General features: G+C 62.2%; 12 protein-coding genes. 7 read left to right on the top strand and 5 right to left on the bottom strand.

Features of this window, described 5'->3' with window-relative positions; translation table 11 throughout:
* Nucleotides 1-105 precede the first annotated feature (105 nt).
* The 3 genes from GKC70_RS10640 (at nt 106) to GKC70_RS10630 (ending at nt 8159) form a co-directional block, all read left to right on the top strand.
* Nucleotides 106-5325: a hypothetical protein gene (locus tag GKC70_RS10640; protein ID WP_342651286.1), complete on the top strand. Its 5220-nt coding sequence runs from the start codon at nt 106-108 to the stop codon at nt 5323-5325.
* Between the two features lie 710 nt (nt 5326-6035).
* The gene (locus GKC70_RS10635) at nt 6036-7811 is read left to right on the top strand and encodes an RHS repeat-associated core domain-containing protein (protein WP_342651501.1); all 1776 of its coding nucleotides are present in this window, start codon (nt 6036-6038) and stop codon (nt 7809-7811) included.
* A 132-nt stretch (nt 7812-7943) separates the two neighbouring features.
* Nucleotides 7944-8159, top strand: a complete 216-nt coding sequence (locus tag GKC70_RS10630; protein ID WP_342651285.1) for a hypothetical protein — start codon at nt 7944-7946, stop codon at nt 8157-8159.
* Between the two features lie 165 nt (nt 8160-8324).
* Here the strand turns inward: GKC70_RS10630 and GKC70_RS10625 are convergent, their stop codons facing one another.
* The 5 genes from GKC70_RS10625 to GKC70_RS10605 form a co-directional block, all read right to left on the bottom strand.
* On the bottom strand, nt 8325-9230 hold the full coding sequence (locus tag GKC70_RS10625; protein WP_342651284.1) for a LysR family transcriptional regulator: 906 nt from the start codon (nt 9228-9230) through the stop codon (nt 8325-8327).
* A gap of 138 nt (nt 9231-9368) precedes the next feature.
* Nucleotides 9369-9839 (bottom strand): hypothetical protein, encoded by a 471-nt coding sequence (locus tag GKC70_RS10620; protein WP_342651283.1) that lies wholly within the window; start codon nt 9837-9839, stop codon nt 9369-9371.
* 119 nt (nt 9840-9958) lie between these two features.
* Nucleotides 9959-12355, bottom strand: coding sequence for a TonB-dependent receptor (locus GKC70_RS10615; RefSeq protein WP_342651282.1), 2397 nt, complete (start codon nt 12353-12355; stop codon nt 9959-9961).
* 67 nt (nt 12356-12422) lie between these two features.
* Nucleotides 12423-13370 (bottom strand): FecR domain-containing protein, encoded by a 948-nt coding sequence (locus tag GKC70_RS10610; protein ID WP_342651281.1) that lies wholly within the window; start codon nt 13368-13370, stop codon nt 12423-12425.
* The gene (locus GKC70_RS10605) at nt 13367-13882 is read right to left on the bottom strand and encodes a sigma-70 family RNA polymerase sigma factor (RefSeq protein ID WP_342651280.1); all 516 of its coding nucleotides are present in this window, start codon (nt 13880-13882) and stop codon (nt 13367-13369) included. Before GKC70_RS10605 ends, GKC70_RS10610 begins: the two co-directional genes overlap by 4 nt.
* Nucleotides 13883-14439: 557 nt before the next feature.
* Between GKC70_RS10605 and GKC70_RS10600 the strand changes: the two genes are divergently transcribed.
* The 4 genes from GKC70_RS10600 (at nt 14440) to GKC70_RS10585 (ending at nt 19244) form a co-directional block, all read left to right on the top strand.
* Nucleotides 14440-14955, top strand: a complete 516-nt coding sequence (locus GKC70_RS10600; RefSeq protein ID WP_342651279.1) for a DUF4880 domain-containing protein — start codon at nt 14440-14442, stop codon at nt 14953-14955.
* A gap of 99 nt (nt 14956-15054) precedes the next feature.
* Nucleotides 15055-16182, top strand: coding sequence for a M14-type cytosolic carboxypeptidase (locus GKC70_RS10595; RefSeq protein WP_342651500.1), 1128 nt, complete (start codon nt 15055-15057; stop codon nt 16180-16182).
* Between the two features lie 297 nt (nt 16183-16479).
* Nucleotides 16480-18759: an ATP-binding protein gene (locus GKC70_RS10590; RefSeq protein ID WP_342651278.1), complete on the top strand. Its 2280-nt coding sequence runs from the start codon at nt 16480-16482 to the stop codon at nt 18757-18759.
* 23 nt (nt 18760-18782) lie between these two features.
* Nucleotides 18783-19244, top strand: a complete 462-nt coding sequence (locus tag GKC70_RS10585) for a response regulator (protein ID WP_029613330.1) — start codon at nt 18783-18785, stop codon at nt 19242-19244.
* Nucleotides 19245-19254 lie beyond the last annotated feature (10 nt).

Here is a 19254-nt window from a genome sequence, read left to right as displayed (position 1 = left end):
TTGTCAGTTGTGGCCTGTCTCTGTGCGCCGTTCAATGGCCCTCTTATCTTAAGCGCTCAGCGCACCCGATCACCTGGGCTACATCCCTTCACGGAGGCGCGTGACATGACCCAGACTTCGAAGACCGAAACGCGGCACGACCCTTACCTGATCTCCACCCAGCCCGACGGTTTGCTCCCCGACATGACCGATTTTTCGCTCGAGCGGGTCGGCAGTGTCGACGGCGGCTGGTGTACCAGCAGCACGCTCAAGGCAGGCCGCGCGCTGGCCGAGGGCGAAGTCTTGAGTGCGTTTCTCATCGACCGACTCGACGGCGATATCCGTCGAGTCGATTACTCCGCACCCAAGGCCCAGCGCGCTGCCAAGCAGTGGCCCAAGGCATTCGCCGATCATCTGGCCGCCGCGGGTGAGCCGATGACCGCCGGGGGCTGGAGCGCGGACAACGTCTTTTCGACGGCCACCGAGCCCCTCAGGCTGTGGAGCCCGGCGCGCTACCGGGCGTTCAGCAACGCACCGTTCGCCGCTAACCTGGTGCAGGCATTGGCCTGCGACGACGCCTTCAGCCTTTCGGCGGGTGCAACGCTGTGCCTGCAAGTGCGCGACCTGACCTCTCAGGCCCTGTACGAGCAGCACTTCTTCACCGCGACGGCCGAGCAAGCCGGGACGAACTGGTCCAAGGCGTTGTGCGAGCAGGTCAACCGTGACAGCCGGGTGCTGCGGGCGGGTGTCCTCGACACTTGCACCGTGACCCCCGCCGAAAACGGCAATGCCTTTTGGGTGCCGCAGTGCGCCGAACTGTGTGTGACCCTCACCGAGGCGCACTGGTGGCAAAGCCAGACAATCGAAGGCCGGCAAGCCCTCGATGACGCTCAGCCAATCCAGGCGTGGGTCTACGATGGCTTTTCCCATCGCCTGCTGGCTCACCATCAGTGGACACCCAGCAAGGCCCAGCGCGCCTCAGGCAAGTGGCTCGGCGCCTGGGCGACTGCGCTCAATGGCTCACCGGTATCCGCCTTCCTGCGCGCCTCGACGCATAACCCTCAGGCCGGCCAGGCCGATGAGGCCGACAACCTGTTCCTGTGGCAACGCGGCGATGCACTGCGCATTTTCACAACCCTGCCCGACGCCGTCGGGCGCCAGGCAGGCCCTCACCTATCCTCGGCCTGGAAGGCTGACGCCGGGCACGCGGTGCTGATCACGATTCGCCATCCGTTCAGCCACAAGTTGCTGCACCGTGCCCTGTTCAAACCCCAGGATGCCAACAAGGTCAGTGACCGGGCCAGCTGGTTGCAGGCCTTGGCCGATTTCCTCAAAACGCAGGCCTGGCCGGAATTGCGGATCGACGCCGGCGACCAACCCCTGACCGTACCCCGTTTCAGCGAGCTGCACGTACTGCTGGAGAACGTCGGCGATGGCAAAAGCTGGAGCGACGGCGACTACGTCAAGTACCTGCTCGAGAACGACGACTGGCCGGGTCGCCAGAGCGCCGAACAGGCTCGGTTCACGCTGACGGCCGGCGATGGCACCGTGCATATCGACGTTCAGGCGCTCAATGGGGAGCTGGAATTTCGCCTTAACAAGGCCGCCTACGACAAAGGCTATCGGGTCGCCGCCTGCGTGCCTCGCGCAGGTGAGCAACGGCTGTGGCCGGTGGAGGTGACCGACACCAAGGTCACTTGGGCGGGGCCGATCGACAAGACGGTCTATGACCTGCACCTGACCTATCCTGAAAGCGCGCGCGACAAGACCATGCTGACCGTGGGCCATGTCGGCGCCTTGCACCCCAGCCACTTCTGGCACGGCGTGCAGGCCGTGGCGTTCACGCCGTCGCCGCCGATGGACGGGTATGAGGCCATCAGCTTCCTGTGCGAAGACTACGGCAACACCAACCACTCCGAAGTCTTCGACACCAGCCATCACGACCGCACCGGTGTGGACGAACGCAGTGGCCTGTTCCACGCCCATTATCCAATCGCTACCCTGCAAGGCCTGCGTGGACTGGGGCCAGTATGCGACCTGACCTTGCACTACTCGGCGCTGCGCGGTAATGAAGCCGGCCTGGGCGATGGATGGGCATGGCGCTTCTCCAGCATCATCACCAGCTCCGTGCAGGAGATCGATCACCGTGTGCTCACCCTCGCCGAGGGCAGCCCAGTGGTGTTCAACGCCGAGCAGTGGGCCCAACTGGGGGCAGGCAAAGCCGTCAAGACCCCGGCCTGCCGGGTGACCAGCAACAAGGACTACAGCACCTTCACCGTGGAGTACCCCAGCGGTCGTCAGGAGATCCTCAGTAAACCTTCGGCGCCGGGCAGCGACGAGGTTGAACCCAACGATGCCTTTCGCAAAAAAGTGCTTGAGGCACTCAAAGCCATCAAGCAGAAAAGCAAGCCTAACTTCCCGAAATTCCCCAGTCATTGGACACAGTGGGTACTGATGGCGCTGACCCCGGAGGTGTATAGAGGTGCAACGGTCATCGATTACACCGAAGCCCTGAGCGCATGGTCCGAGCACGCCAACACCCACGAGCTGGACAGGCGTATCGCCCTGTACGAACGGCCGTTCGTGCAGCTATTGCCTTCACGCATCGTCTCGCAATATGGCGAAGCGCTGGATCTACAGTGGAAGCGCCAGAACGGCCAATTCCTGCTGATGAGCATCAAGAGCGGCGAGTCCGCGCTGTTCAGTGCGCAGTACCTCAGTCCTGAGGCCAAGGCGGGCAGCCAGGTGAAGATGCAGCTGTGGTCTGGGAGCCCGGAAGCGTTCGAGATCGAGCTCAGGCTCGAACACTACCTGCTGCGCACGCTCAAGCGCGTGCAAAAGGGGGCCGTGTTACAGCAGGTGGAATGCGGCTACGACGACGACCCGACCCTGGACCGCGTGCTGTGCCGCCTGCAGGAACAGGACGGTTCGGTGGAGTGCGTGCAGTACATCAAGCAGGATGCCAAATTGAAAAGCTCGCCTGCCTTGCCGCGCGTGGCCTTGCATGCGCTGCTGCCGGGCGCGGGTCAGCAGAATCATATCGGTCGCTACACCTATACCGGTAGCTACCAGCACCCGGATGACCAAGTTTTCATTGCCGCCGTGCAAAGCGGTCCCCACGCCGCCGTGACCCATGAGTTGCATGCTTTTGGCCTTGATGAGGAAGGAAACCGCACGCCGCTGTTACAGGGCGCGGGCTCTGCGCAGTCCCATTGGCTGGAGTTTTCACTGGGTGATGCGCACACCAAGACCACCTTTCGCTATACCGGGTGGGGGGATGAGTTGGTTGAGATCATCGAGCATATCGTCATCAAGCTGACGTGGGATCGGATCGAAATTTCCGCCAACGCCTCGCCGATCGAGCGCAAGACAGCGGTATTGCACTTGCTGTGGCGGTATTCGACCCGGAATCGCAAAAAGCTGGCTAGGGAAATCAAGCACCTGCTGAGCCTGTCGCCCAAAACCCAGCGCGCACGTGTGGGCAAAACCGTAGACGCCACCACAATCGTGACCAACGCTCAAGGCGCGCCCCTGTCGCTTCTAAGCAAGGGTTCCCACACTATTCACTACTGCTATTACGGGGACGACACGCAAAATCAAATCGCGCTGAACGACGTGAAAGGCCTGGGCGGGATACCGAAGCTGGCATGTCCGTTCGTACCGGAATACGCCAGTGCGCCATTGATGGCCGAGTATCAATGTGACGGTTATGGGAATCCTCAGGGACTGAAGCTCTATGGCTATCGGAAAGTCAACCGCGCTGACCGCGATTACCTGGAGTTGGCCGAGGTGGTGTTGGTGGAAGGGGTGCGTGGCACGCTGAGCAACGATACGCTCGACAAGAGCACTCAGTGGAAGCTAATTGGAAAACACGCCCTATGGCATCAGATCAGCACATTGACCTCGGCGCCGGTCAGCAAGAAAACGCCCAGCGAACAAAGTAGGGTGTGGGAGTGGTCGATCACTAACAAGCAGACCACACACGCTCACGATCAGCGTATCGAGTTGTCCAACGTTCAGACCTTCATCGATAACCCCACATTGCCCGGTATTCAGGTGTTCGTCAGCGCGACTACTGCAGCAGGCACGGCCCGAGTGAGTAAGGAAGTTCGCTCACGCTACAGCCGGCGCGCGCTGGAAAAAATCGAGAACGGCGTGGAAACGCATTGGGAGCGCGATGCGTCAGGTAGAGTAACGAAGGAAACGCGCTATCAGCTTCCATCCGCTATTGACGTCAAGACAGCGAAGCAGGTAATGGACGAGCAAACCACTTCGCTGTACTCCCCCGACGGAAGACAGGTAGAACGCACGCACAAGGATGGGAGTCAGACTTACTCTCACCTCGATGGCTTGCAGCGATCTTGGCGCACGGAATGGCGCAGAGCCACGGCTGATGTTTATGTCCCTTTGGAAGAATTCTGTTTCTCGAGGCTGGATGTCTCTTTCCCCTTAGGAAGCTGGGCATGGGATTATCTGCCGGGCGGGCAGGCAGTGCGCAAGTGCAAGCACATGCCGGTATCGACGGGTCAGCAACCTTGGCTTGAACAGAACTCGAGTAGCTTAATCCGTCACACAGTTCCTTCTGAATTGGACACTCTGACCGCCTTGAGATATCCCGAAGATTATGTAGAACCCGCCCCTTCGGAAGAAGATTTACCTGAAGACTTCATAAGCCAAGTGCTTGACCTGCTTGCAGAAGCAAATGTCGAGTTTCCACTCAATGAGGTGGAATCAGGTTGGGGCGATGTAATTGGTTATGTCAATGCCGTGGGCTCGGTGTATTTGAATATCTGTAGTATTTTGCCTAAGAATGGCGTGACAGTATCTGACTACCCCCAGTTAATGAAACAGATCCAGAGCATCATCGGGCTGAAAGGGAATGAGGGGATTAAAGATGCTATTACTCAGTTCAAAAGACCAATGGGAGATATGTACGTAGACCCATTCAGCTACCCATTGAAATTCCCTACTGTAAATGATCTTTCCAACCTCGAAGGGACCTCTGATCCGCTCGATATATTTGAGCTATTCACGACATCTGACGGTCAATTCAATAGACGACAATTAGAAAATCGATTCGAGTTAACGCCTGCCCCCCCGTCAGCCCGTCGGCCACCAATGAGCCGCCCGTCCTGCTCATTGAACAACACGGTCTCGGCGCGCAGCCTCTGTCGCAACGCACAACCACCGACACCGCCAATACCGACGGCACCTTCCAACACGCCGTGCAATGGGCGGACAACGCAGGCCAGCAGCACCTGCAAGTCGATGAGCACTACGACACCGACGGCCGCGTCATCCGCCATACCCGTACCCTGGACACCCAAACCCAGGCCTACACGCTAGAACGCGACATCCTCGGCCGAGTCACCAAAGTCGTTCGGCCGGATGACACGACCCTCGAGCGCGCCTATGAGGGGTTCAGCAACCGCGTTCAGACCCTGACCGTCGACGGTAAGGTGATCGCGACGCAAACGCTCAGCCCTGTGGGCACGCTCACTACACGCAAGATTGGCAGCCGAAAATATGGGTTCGACGAACAGGCCATCACGCTCCCCGACAAGACCAAACTGCAGCGCGTGAGCGATGCCAAGGGCTCCCGCCTGGAGGTCGACGGCAAGGCGCTGTACAGCCAGACCCAGGCTGACGGATCGACGGTACTCACTGCTGCACCCGACTCACCCACCCATGCTGCCTGGCTGCACACCCTCGCCGCCGCCCAGGTACCCGGGCGGCGGCAAATCACTGAAAAAACTCCACGCGGTACCGTCAAGACCGCGGAGTGGCAGAGTCTGCGCGGGCAGCCAGTGGCTGCGCTGCGCGCCGACGGCTGCCTGCGACGCACCTTCCTCGACAGCCAAGAACGACTACTGCGCAGTTGCCAGGCGCATGAGGACGTGCGCTACCGCTATGACGCGCTTGGCCACCTGCAATCGCGGCAGGCGCATGCCCTGACCGGTGCCGGTCAATGGCAGGTCGACAGTGAACACGATGGTTTCGGCCGGGAGGTCGTGCGCACCTTCCTGCGCAATGGCGCGCCTTGCTTCAGCCAGCACATGACCTGGCGCGGCGACGGCCGCCTGACCAGCAAAGCCAGCTACCAGGGCAGCAAGCTGTTGCGCACCGAGCGCTTCACCTATGACCTGCTCGACCGCCTCGACAGTTACACGTGCGACGCCGCAACTGCGGCGCTTTGCCCGCAGGATGGCAATGGCACCCCGATCAAGGCGCAGACGTTCAGTTGGGACAGCCTGGACAACCTGACGCGCTGCATCAGCACGCCGTTCCAGGGCGATGCGGTCACACAGACCTTCAACTACGAGACGGCCTCGGATCCCACGCGCCTGACCTCGGTAAGCAGCGGTACGCAAAAGACCTCGCTGACCTGGAACAGCAACGGCCAGTTGCAGGTGGACGGCCACAAGCGCGTGCTGACCTACACGGGCGCCGGTCAGCTCGGCAGCATCAAGAACGACCAAGGCACCCTGCTCGCACGCTATGAATACGACGGCCTGCAGCGCCTCGCGGCGCAATACGACGAGCAGCAACAGACCACCCAGGAACTGCGCTATGACGGCGACGAGCTGATCGGCCAGGTGTGCTTCGACAAGACGGGCAACGCCACGGGCAGCCTGCACATTTCTCCGGGTCTGGCGCAATACGACGGCGACCAGGTGCGCTGGCTGATCGACGACCCCCAATCGGGTATCGTCGGCCAGGTCTGCGGTACCGACCTGCAACTGGCGCCCCTGCTGCCCTTCGGCGAAGGGGCGGCGCTCAAGGGTCTGGTCAGTGGCTACAACGGCATGCGCCGCGATCCGGTGACCGGTCACTATCACGCAGGCAACGGCTACCGCTGCTACGACCCCAGCCTGCGCCGTCATGCCCAGCCTGACTGGCTGAGCCCCTTCGGTGAAGGCGGCCTCAACGACTATGCCCACTGCCCGGATCCGGTCAACCTGCACGACCCCAGTGGCGCGATCATGCTCAGCCGCTGGGGGCAGGATCAGGAATTGGCCAACTATGCGCAGGTGCTGCGCGAGACCAAACCCATGCCGGTCGGCGGGCGCTGGCGAGGCCTGGCGCTGTCGGCGGTGCTGACGGTCGTCGGTATCGCCGCCTCGGTGATGACCGGCGGGGCCGCGTCGGTATTTTTCGTCGCGATGACGACCTGTGCGGTGCTCTCGTTCGGCTTCGAGGTCGCCTCGGTGCTGACCGAAGACATCAACCCCGAGCTTTCCCGAAAGCTGGGCTATGCGTCGCTGGCCTTCGGGGTGCTGTCGCTGGCCGAAAGTGCGCTGGGTTTGATCAAGAAGGTGCCGAGCCTGATCAAAGGGGCGATGCGGTCTACCCGCCAACTGGGCAAGACGCTCTCACGTCTCAAACCCGGTGCAAGGCTGTCGCGCAGCGCGGTGAGGCCTATGGAGTACGCCAGGCAGCAACTGGGTAATCTGCCGCCCGCGAACAGTGCTCGTTCGGGCGCGATGACCACGCTCAAGGCCGCCGGCCAGCAGTTGATCGATTACCTGGGTGAGGCGCCACACCTGAGCCTGAACAACCCACGCTATGCACGCATGGGCGCGTATGGCACGGCGCTGCGCCAGGCCCATCGGCTCAACAACTTCGCGACGGGCTCACGCAGCCTGAGCGCAGGGGCCTGGGTAACGGGCAAGGCGATCGAGGTGTACATCACGCGCGGTTCGATCGACGCCTTCATCGCCATGGCCAGCGATGATGCCTCAGGCCCCATTACGCCGTGGGGACGCTACTCCGTACCGCTCAAAGATCAGTACCGCTGGAATCACGGGGGTGGCGGGCACTTGCTGACATGATGCTGTACTAGGAGCCGGTTGTTGCACTGCCTGCGACAATCGACACCTGATAAATATGCCAGTATTCGCACCCAAAGGAACTGGTTAGGGTGGTACTGCCACCCTGGCATACTTTCAATCAGGAGATGAATCATGAGCGACGTTAAAGTTGCAAAGGTGAAGTTGTATAACGACAAATTGAAATCAGGCTTTCTCGCACACGAAATCGATGATGAAGATGTTATTCTGCCCACAGAGGCAGTGGGATCGTTGAGCTTGAATAACGAAGACGAAGTATCGTTCGAAGTAAGGAAAGACGGTGATAAGCACTATGCCACCAATGTAAAACTGGTAAAAAAAGCGAAGTGACCACGTTAACAATCAAATGGGGTCGCACAGCCTGTATCCAGACTGTGAAGACCTACAAGTCTGGTCAACTCGCGCGGCTTGCATGGGCACGACCGATATTACTGTTTTGGCGAACCTATGCAAGCCGTGCACTGCCGTTTCTTCTTTCAATTCTCTACGACCTCTTCAGAGCTTCGTCAGCTCTTCCCGACAGAACTCCACGAACAACTGCGCCGGCTTGGTCAACTGCACGCGTTTGAGGTGCGCCGCCGCCAGGCCTGACAACGCCACCGGCTCGGCGATGTCGAGCATCACCAGGCGCTGGCCATCGTAGGTGAACGACGAATGCGGTCGTGTCACCAGCAGTGAGAAGCCGAATCCCTGCCCCACCATGCCCCGCACCATCTCGATCGATGGCGAGCTGAAAACGATGTTCGGGGTCAGCCCTAGTTCGTTGAACAGGCTGACGAAGTAGGTACGACTCGGCGCTACGTCCAGCAGGATCATCGGTTCCGGACAGAGGTTACGCAGCGACACCTGGGCCTGTCCGGCGAAGCGGTGCTTCTCCGGCAGCAGCACATAGGGCTTTTGCGGCGCCATCAACGGTTCGGCTTCGATGGTGCCGTCCAGATCGTGGTCGAACAGAAACGCCAGGTCGAAACTGCCGGCAGTCAGCCCCTGGATCAGCTCCTGCTGGTCGCCGTCGCGTAGACGGATATCCACACCGGGATAGCGCTGGCGAAACCCGGCAATCAGTCGCGGCAGGTACAGCGGCGCCACCGTTTCGAAACAGCCGATGTCGATCTGCCCGGCCACCGTATCGTTGTCGGCCAGGGCGTTCTGCTCGAATTCGTGGGTCATCTGCAGCAGTGTCTTGGTCTTGGCGTAGAAGCGCTTGCCGCTCGGGGTCAGCGAGACGCCCTGTGCATGGTGGCGGATGAACAACTGCACGCCGAAGCTTTCCTCCAGGCTCTTGATCGCCGTGGAGATCGACGGCTGAGCGATGTACAACTGCCGTGAAGCCTCGGCCACGCTGCCGGCCTCCACGGTGGTGACGAAATACTTGAGTTGACGCAGGGTGTAGGACGCCATGGAGCACCTCCTGGGCGCCGGGGTGGCGCGTGGCTCGTTGCCTGCACCTTACCTCAGCGCCCGCCCGGCCGCAGGCGGCGCTACCCCAGCATTTGCCTAAGGCCTGACGATGTTTTGTCTACCCCAGGCGCGATTGACTCATGGCTGCTGCCAGACGATGGCTGCTGGATCGTCATGATCATGGGTGGCACGCACGAAAGTGCCGCGCTGGGGCGGGATACTCTGGTCCTCGTGGCTGAGCGCCTGCTGCTCGAATACCTGGCGCTGGCTGTCGAACTTCAGGTCATGCCGAGCGACGTTGCCGCCCCAATCGTCCGAGGGCAGGGATAAGTAGCTTATGGCGTAGGATGGATCGGTCATCTTGCCCATCACCAGGTACACCCCGTAATGGTTCTCACCAGGCGAGACGATCTTGTAGAGGCCATTGTCGTAGTAGTAGATGGTCGCCAGCTCGAAGGGCTTTTCGCTGTACATCACTTCGTACCTGAGTTGGTGAACGAAGGTAGGTTTGCCGACCGTGACGCTGATGTGCGGTCCAGGGTCTTCCTGAGCATGCGCCAGCGAACTGAGCCCCAAGGCAATTCCCATCAGCATGTTGCGTGCGTCCATTTCATGTCTCCTCTCAGTGCACAGGGAAGGCCCAAGAATAGGCGCCGAGCGCCGCGCGGTGCGGTACTCGGCGCTACAGAGACAGGTCTGACACGCTTGCGCGAGACGGCCTACCGAGCTTAGAAGCCCATCGTCGCCGACAGCAGCCAGGTACGCGGCGCCGACAGCGTCAGGCCGGTAGCGGTGCCATCGGGCACGTTGGCCGAGGCCCAGTAGGTCTTGTCCAGCACGTTCTCGACGCTGGCGCGCAAGGTCAGGTCCTTGTCGCCCAGCTTGAGGGCATAGCGCGCGCCTAGGTCGTAGCGCTGCCAAGCATCGATCTTCTGCCGGTTGGCGGCATCCAGGTACTGATTTCCGGTATGGATCACCCGGGCACTGAGGGTCAGACCATCGACAGCGGGCAGGTCCCATTCCACACCCAGGTTGGCGTTTACCACCGGGGCGCCGATGGCCCGGTTGCCATCGTTGCGGCCGTTGGCGGTGCGGGTCTGCTCGGCGTCGAGGAACATCGCGCCACCCAGCACACGCACACGCTCCAACGGCTCGCCGAACAGGCTGATCTCCAGGCCCTGGTTGCGCTGCTCGCCGTCGGCGCTGAGGTTGTTCTGCGCATCGGTGTAGTACGACGGCTTGTCGATTCGGAACACGCTGACGGTGGTACTGAAACGCCCCATGTCGTACTTGGCACCCACCTCCAATTGCTTGCTGCGATAGGGTGCGAACACTTTGCCCGCGTTGTTCGCCGTCTCCGGGGCCGTCTGGCCCTGGGTCAAGCCTTCCATGTAGTTGAAGTACAGCGACAGTTGATCGGTGCTGCGCCATACCAGGCCTACCGCCGGCGAAGTCGCGTGCTCGTCGTAGCGCTGGTCGGGCTCGCCGGGTTCGGAACTGTCCACCTCCACACGCTGCAAGCGTGCGCCCAAGGTCAGCAATACGGTGTCGTCGACAAAACTGAGGGTGTCGGCCAGGGCCAGGCTCGACAGCACGGTGTGGGTGTGCACCGGACTGTCCAGCGCCAGCGGCGCGCCAGGCTCGGGCAAGGCGACCGGCTGGTACAGGTTGCTGATACCGCTGGCATAGCGCGCGCCGTTGTTGTCGAAGGTCAGGTCGAAACGGTTGAGGCTGACATTCAGCGTGTGGCCGATCGGCCCGGTGTCGAACCAGCCGCGCACGCCGACAGTGCCGGTGACCACGTCCTCATCGCGTTGGAAGGCGCGCGGACTGACGGTGAAACGCCCGGCCGAATTGACCACCTGCACGGCGTGGCGCATGAAATCGTAGTCGCCTTTGCGGGCGCCGAGGGCGCCATGCAGCATCCAGTTGTCGCTCAGGTCATATTCGCCGCGCACCGCGCCGAAGGTGTCCTTGGCCCGCGAATAGCTCCATGGCTGGGCGAAGTTGTGGTGCACGTCCTTGGCATCCGGCACCTTGAGCCCGGCGGCCAAGCCTACGCGCTCCATCGGTGCATCTACATCGCGCTGCTGATGGCCGAGGTCCAGGGACAGCCGCGTGCGATCGCCCTGCATGTCCAGGCCCAGCACCGTGGCCTCACGCTCGATGCGCTGGTGGTCCCATTCGGTGTCGCCGGCCTGGCGCAGCGCGTTCAGGCGCACGCCGAAGCGCTGTCCTTCGCCGAAACGACGCCCGATGTCCAAGTGCCCGCCGCCCTGCCCTGGGCTTGCGTACAACGCGGTGAACTCGGTCAGCGGGGTGTCGCCCGCGCGCTTGGGCTCGATATTGACCCCGCCGCCGATGCTGCCGTTGGGCGCCAGACCGCCGAGCAACGCGCCGGGGCCTTTGAGGATATCGACCCGCTCGATCATTTCCATGTCGATCGAATAGGTCGGTAGCACGCCATACAAACCGCCGTAAGCGACATCGCTGTTGTAGAGGCTGAAGCCGCGCACGGAGAATTGCTCGAAACGCCCGCCGGCCGGGTTGGTGCTGCGCACCGAAGGGTCGTTGGCCACGGCGTCGGCCAGGGTGCGGGCCTGTTGGTTCTGCAGCAGTTCGCTGGTGTAGGAGGTGACGCTCAGCGGCGTCTCCATGTAGTCGCGCTCGCCCAGCATGCCCAGGGTGCTGCGCCGCGACACCTGGCCGCCGGCGTAGCTGTCGTCGGCCATGCCCAGTCCCTGACCGTGCACGGTGGTCTCGGGCAGTACCTGCACACCCTCGACCGGCTCGACCTGATGCACCAGGGTATAGCTGCCTGGACCGGCCGGCACCAGCATCAGCCCGGAGCCGCGCAACAAGGCGGCAAAGCCCTCTTCCACAGCGTACTCGCCCTGCAGGCCCAGGCTGCTGCGTCCGGCTACCAGTGCAGGGTCGACCGACAGGCTGACGCCGGCTTGACCGGCAAAACGGGTCAGGACTGCGCCGAGACTGCCGCCGCCGACCTGGAAGCTGCGCCGTGACGATTCCTCCGCCCAGGCACTGGCAGGCAGCCCCAGCGCAAGCAGCAGACCGGCACGCAGCAACTGCGTGGACAAAGGGCGTAACGAGGGGGAACGGGACATCCGCAAGGTTCTCTGCTCAGGGGTGGATACCCGTGATGACAAGCGAGTGAGTAAAAGGGGACAGCGCTCAGGCGATTTTCTTGCCTGGCGTCAGCGAGACCCAGTAGCGGGTACGGTAATGCACCTGAACAGGCAGGCTCGCGGCCAACAGTGCGAGGATGCGGTCGGTGTCGTCGAGCTGGAAGGTGCCGGTCACAGGTAGGCGTTCCACGGCCGGGTCCCAACGCAACACCCCTGGGCGATAACGATCCAGTTCACGCAGCAGTTCCCCCAGTGGCCGGTCGTCGACGATCAGCAGGCCCTGTTGCCAGCCGGGCAGTTGCGCATCGAATGCTTGCACGCCGGTCACGGCGGCAGGCGCAAGGGTCGCCCGTTGCCCGGCCTGCAGCTGCAGCCTCGGTCCGGCCAGCGGTTGCAGGCTCACCCGCCCCCGGCTGACCGACACCAGGCAGCCTTGATGCTGCTCGCGCACGCAGAGGCTGGCGGCCTCGGCCTGCAATACACCGTCGCGCGTCTGCACCCAGAGCTGCCCAGGCGAGTCCAGGCTGATTTCACCCTGCACCAGTTGCAGCCGATGGTGCCCCTCGGCGAAGTCCAGGTTCACCGCACTGGCGGTGTTCAACTGCAGGCGGGTGCCATCGGCCAACGCCACTGCCCGCCGCTGGCCGGTGGCCGTGCGCAGGTCGGCACGCCAGCTCGACAGCGGCAACTGGCGGTAGCCGGCCCAGGCGATCGGCGCCAGGACGGCGACGCCCAGCATCTGCCGCATCACCCGCCGACGCTCAGGATCGGGTCGGTCCAGACAGGCTACCGCCAGAGGCGCCGGTACCTGAGCAAAGCGTTGCCTGAGGGTTTGCGCCTTCTGCCACAAGGCCTCATGGGCGTCACTGCGCGCGCGCCACTGCTGGAGCCCACGCGCTTGATCGCCATCCAGCGGGCCGGCGTCCTGCAACGCCAACCATCGCGCCGCCTCGCGGGCCAACTGGCGGGCATCGCCGCGGCCAGGGCTGGTCACAGGTCCGCCAGCAGGCAGTGTTCATAAGCCTTGGCCATGTAGCGCTTGACCGTGCGCTCGGACACCGCCAGGCGCTGAGCGATGCCAGCGTAATCCAGCCCTTCCAATTGCGACCAGAGAAAAGCGCGGCGTACGGCACTGGGTAGCCCGTCGAGCAACTCATCCAGCGCCTGCAGGGTTTCGAGCAGCAGCCAGCGCTGCTCAGGCGATGGCGCCAAGGCCTGCGGGAGGTTGGCCAAGGCCTGCAGATACGCCTGCTCCAGGCTGCGCCGCTTGTAATGATTGACCAGCAGGCGACGCCCCACCGTCAGTAGATAGGCGCGCGGCTCCCTCAAGCCCGACAAGGCGCTGGTCTGCTGCGCCGCCAGCACGCGCAGAAAGGTATCGTGTGTCAGATCCGCTGCGGCCCAGGTATCGCCCAGCCGCCGCTGCAGCCAGCCTTGCAGCCAACTGCGATGGTCACGGTAAAGGGTGTCAAAGCTGGAATCGGGCGCCGCGGCAGGCTCGGACATTCGAAGACACACTGAAGATAACGGGGTACGAATGCGAGTGATTCTAATTATTTCTCATGGGCGCGCCAAGCGCACTGCTGCAATGGGCGGCATGATAACCATGTTTGGAGAGGATTGGTCGTGCATAGCGCGCTGCAGTGCACCGGGCATGCACCAAAGGCAGCGCTCAAGGCAGCGCTAAACTAGAATTATTTTCTGACGAGCCAAAATATCACTTGACCTGCAAATGATAACTATTATTATTGGACTCAGCCGGTCGAGAGACTGGCTGGATAACCTGGAGTCCTCAGGTCGGACGCTCAGATTATCTCCTCATCAGGCTAATCACGGTTTTTGACCCGGCTTTTTGCCGGGTCTTTTTTTTGGCTCTTCAGGCTAATGAAGAAGGGTTACCGCTTTGAATAGCCGCGATGATATCAAAGGCATAGCAATCGGTGAATGCGTGGCGCAGCAATTTGCGCAAACAGCACTTGAGAATCAATCTCGTTAAGATTAAGCTGAGCCGCGCATCAGGGAAGATGCCCCCCTTCGTTCCCTCCCCGCGCAAGGAGCCGTCCATGAGCCGCCTGTTGTTGCCCTTCGAGCACGATCCGCATGTCCCCCAGTGCGCGACCGAAAATGCGCTGCTACAGCACCTCGCACGCTTGCCACGCCGAGTGCAGCAGATTTTCCTGCTCAGCCGACTCGATCAGCTCGGTATCGCCGACATCGCCCAGCGCCTGGAGCTGCCCCTGGCAGCGGTCGAACGTCACCTGCTCCAGGCCCTGGACAGCGCTCGCCCGCGAGGCGATCAACTGGCGGGTGTCGCCGGACGCTGGTATGTGCGCTTGCAGAGTCCACAGGCTACGACGTGCGAGCGCATCGACTTCCGCCGCTGGTTGGACGCCTCGCCACAGCACCTGCACGCGTTCCGTCAGACCGAACTGCGCTGGCGTGCACTGTTGGCCCCGGCCAGACACCTAGGCGCAGACGGCTGGTACCGTCACGGACGTGCCGCGTTCTCCCTGGGCGGCTGCTCTGTTGCGCTGGTACTGGGCGTTGCTGCCGCACTGGCGCTCGGACTCTTGGCCTGAGATCGAACCTGCCTCGCGCCTGCCCCGAACCGCTCGTGGGTGTACAGTAGCGTCACAACAACGCCATAGGAGCCTGGCAATGACCGTGACGCTGTCCCCCTGCAGATCGACTGCGACTTCGATTCAGGCAATATCCAAGTCCTGGATGCCAACGACCCGCATCAGGTGCACCTGGCCATTCGCCCCGACACCCACAGCGGCCATTATCAATGGTTCCACTTCAGGGCCGGCGGCCTGACGCCGGGGCAGCGCCACAGTTTCAGCCTCGACAATGCCCATGGCTCGTCCTACCCCAATGCCTGGGAGGGTTATCACGCGGTGGGCTCCTACGACCAACAGCACTGGTTTCGCATCCCCAGCACCTTCGACGGCACAGCCCTGACCTTCAGCTTGGACGCCGAACAGCCCATCGCCTGGTTCGCCTACTTCGAGCCCTACCCTCGCGCTCGCCACAACCAGTTGATCGAACGCGCCCTCGAGATCGACGGCGTCGAGTTGCTGGCCAGCGGGCGCAGCGTGCAAGGTCGCGATATTCCCTTGCTGCGCGCCAGCTCGGGGACGGGTACCCGGCGCAAGCTGTGGCTGATCGCCCAGCAGCATCCGGGCGAGCATATGGCCGAATGGTTCATGGAAGGTGTGATCGAACGCCTGGAATCCAAGGACCCCAGCCTTCAGCGCCTGCTCGCTGCCGCCGACCTGTACCTGATCCCCAACATGAACCCGGATGGCGCGTTCCACGGCCATCTGCGCACCAATTTCAAAGGCAAGGACCTCAACCGTGCGTGGCAGGACGCCAGCGTCGAACTCAGCCCGGAAGTGTTCTTCGCCCAGAGCCAGATGAAACTCCATGGCGTCGACGCCTTCATCGACGTGCACGGCGACGAGGAGATCCCTCACGTGTTCACCGCCGCTTGCGAAGGCAACCCCGGTTATACGCCGCGCATCGCCGCACTCGAGGATCAGTTCCGCACCACGCTGCGCAGCCTGACACCCGACTTCCAGACCACTCACGGCTACACCCGCGACCAACCTGGCCAAGCCAACATGACCCTGGCCTGCAATGCGGTGGGCCAGGCCCACGATTGCCTGGCGCTGACCTTGGAGATGCCGTTCAAGGATCACGATGACAACCCTGACCCACGCACCGGCTGGTCGGGCGCCCGCTCGGCGGCCCTGGCCGGTGCCGTGTTGCAGACGCTGGAGCAGATGATCGCGGTTCTGCGTTGAGCCAGCCTCTTCGCTGGACATCAAGAATCGAGCTGTCCCGGTAGAACGTAGTGGGCGGAGTCGGCAGTAGGCGTTGTGATCGAACAACGGGCTGGCCGCCTTCGTACCCACCTTATTATTTGAACGCACATCGCCACAGACGCGAGGCGATCTCGACACAGCGTCACGGGAAAGCTACGCAAATTTCGCCGTGAAGCAGAACCTACTCTAATTCTTACCCTCAAATGGCCATGTTCCCGGCGAAAACCGTCACTTTCTGATACCTTGCATAGCACACACCTTGTTGCGCAGACGCCTATGGCTGCCCTGTGTGGCCATGACGGGAGAGTTTCCTTGACCACCGCTGAAAATGCCTTCGATCAAGCCGTTGAACGTTGCGCCCAGGAACCCATCCAGATCCCTGGCAGCATCCGCTCCCACGGCTTCATGCTGGTGCTCGACGAGCAGGATCTGCGCATTCTCCAGATCAGCGAAAATGCCTGCCAGTGGCTCGGCAGTACCGCCACCGACCTGATTGGCAAGACCCTGCCTACGCTGATGGAGGCAGGTTTCGATGCCCGTCGCCAACTCGAACGGCTGCCCGTCGACGAGATCTTTCCCTTCCACATCGGCGACGTGAAACTGCGTGATGGCGCCCCCTGGACCGATTGTCTGCGCCTGTTGGTGCATCGCCATGATCAGGTGCTGATCGCTGAATTCGAGCCCTGCATGCCGTCCGCCGGTCAAGGCGATCAAGACGACTACTACCCCTTGGTACGCGCGTTCGTCAGCAGTCTTCAGCAGGCCAGCAGTATCGAGGAACTGCTGCAGCAGTCGGTGCAGCAGGTCAAGCGCATCACCGGCTTCGGACGGGTCAAAGCCTACCGATTCGATGCCGAGGGCAATGGCCAGGTGCTCGCCGAAGTGGCAGACGCTGGCTACCCGCGCTATCAAGGCCTGTGTTTCCCAGCCTCGGACATTCCACGCCAGGCTCGTGAGCTGTACCGCGTCAACCGCATTCGCCTGATCGAAGATGCCAACTACACACCCTCGCCCTTGCTGCCGACGCTCAACCCGCGCACAGGTAAACCCCTGGACATGAGTTTCGCCGCGCTGCGCAGCGTCTCACCCGTTCATCTTCAATACATGCGAAACATGGGGACACTGGCCTCGATGTCGCTGTCGATCGTGGTCGAAGGTCGGCTCTGGGGCCTGATCTCCTGCCATCATGAGCAGCCGCGCGCGGTGGACTTCCGCACCCGCGCGGCCTGCGAGTTGCTGAGCAGCGTGCTCTCGCTGCAACTCGAAGCGCACGAGGCGCACAGCGCCACGCGCACCCTGCTCGATCTGCGCCAGCGTATCGTCCACATGCTCTCGGCCATGGCCGACTATGACAGCGTCAGCGACGGCCTGCTGAGCCTGCCCGAGGTATTTCTAGACTTCGCCGACGCCACGGGCGCGGCCATCATCAGTGCCGAACGGTGCGAGCTGATCGGCAGCACGCCCAGCGAGGCGGTGATCAACGAGCTGGTGCAATGGTTGTCGCGCCGTGGCGACGATGCCGTGTTCAGTAGCGACAACCTGGGTCGCGATATCGCCGAGGTGCCAGAACTGACGAACTACGCCGGCGGCCTGCTCGCCGTCGCGATTTCGCAGATTCACTCGCATTACCTGCTGTGGTTCCGCCCAGAGCAGGTGCGCACCGTCGAGTGGGCCGGCCGACCACTCAAGGAAATCAGCGTTCAAGGTAGTCTCAGCCCGCGCCACAGCTTCGACGCCTGGCATGAAGTGGTACGCGGCTTCAGCGCCCCATGGGATCCTTTGGTGATCGACGGCGCGGGCGAACTGCGCACCGCAGTGCTGGGCATCGTGCTGCGCAAGGCCGAGGAAATGGCGCAACTGAGCGGTGAGCTGCAGCGCTCGAACAAGGAGCTCGAAGCCTTCTCCTACAGTGTCTCGCATGACCTACGTGCACCGCTGCGGCACATCGCCGGCTACTCCGAGCTGCTCGGCGAAGTCGAGGGCCAAGGCCTGTCCGAACGCGGCCAGCGCTTCCTCAAGCACATTGGCGAGGCCGCGCACTTCGCCGGCTCGCTGGTGGACAACCTGCTCAATTTCTCGCAAATGGGGCGCTCGGCATTGCGCTTGTCGGACGTCGATCTCAATGCCCTGGTGGAGAACATTCTCCAGGAGTCGGCCCCGGACTACGCGGACCGCGAGATCGAATGGCACGTCGAGCGCTTGCCCAAAGTGATCGCCGACCCGGCGTTCATCAATCTGGTCCTGCAGAATCTGATCGGTAACGCAATCAAATACACACGCGGACGGCAGCCGGCGCGGATCGAGATCGGCGCGCTCCAGCACCCCGAAACGGTCGAGGTGTTCGTTCGCGACAACGGCGTGGGGTTCGACATGACCTACGCCAGCAAACTGTTCGGAGTGTTCCAGCGCCTGCACCGCATGGAGGACTTCGAAGGGACCGGCATCGGACTGGCCAGCGTGCGCCGCATCATCGAGCGGCACGACGGTCGAGTCTGGGCCGAGGGGGAAGTCGACAAGGGCGCCACCTTCCATTTCGCCCTGCCCGTCATCCGTTAACACCTGAGGTAACCTGACACATCATGCTCAAACCGATCTTGCTGGTCGAAGACAACCCCCGTGACCTGGAGCTGACCCTCCTGGCCCTGGAACGCAGCCAGTTGGCCAACGAAGTCATCGTGCTGCGCGATGGCGCAGACGCCCTCGATTATCTGCTACGCCGCAACGCCTATGCCGACCGCGACGACGGCAACCCTGCCGTCATGCTCTTGGACCTGAAATTGCCGAAGGTCGACGGACTTGAAGTGCTCAAGGAAGTGCGCGACACGCCCGAACTGCGCAGCATCCCCACGGTGATGCTGACCTCCTCGCGCGAGGAGCCCGATCTGCTGCGTGCTTATGAACTGGGCGTCAACGCCTATGTGGTCAAGCCGGTGGAATTCAAGGAGTTCGTCGCCGCCATCTCCGACCTGGGGATTTTCTGGGCCGTACTCAACGAACCTCCACCCGGCTCGTTGCGTCTGAATCGCCGCAGCAGCAACTGAAGGCGTCCTT

The organism is Pseudomonas sp. REB1044, from assembly GCF_038813925.1.
In the GTDB taxonomy this organism is placed as follows: domain Bacteria; phylum Pseudomonadota; class Gammaproteobacteria; order Pseudomonadales; family Pseudomonadaceae; genus Aquipseudomonas; species Aquipseudomonas boreofloridensis.
This window is presented reverse-complemented; position numbering and strand designations above follow the sequence as displayed.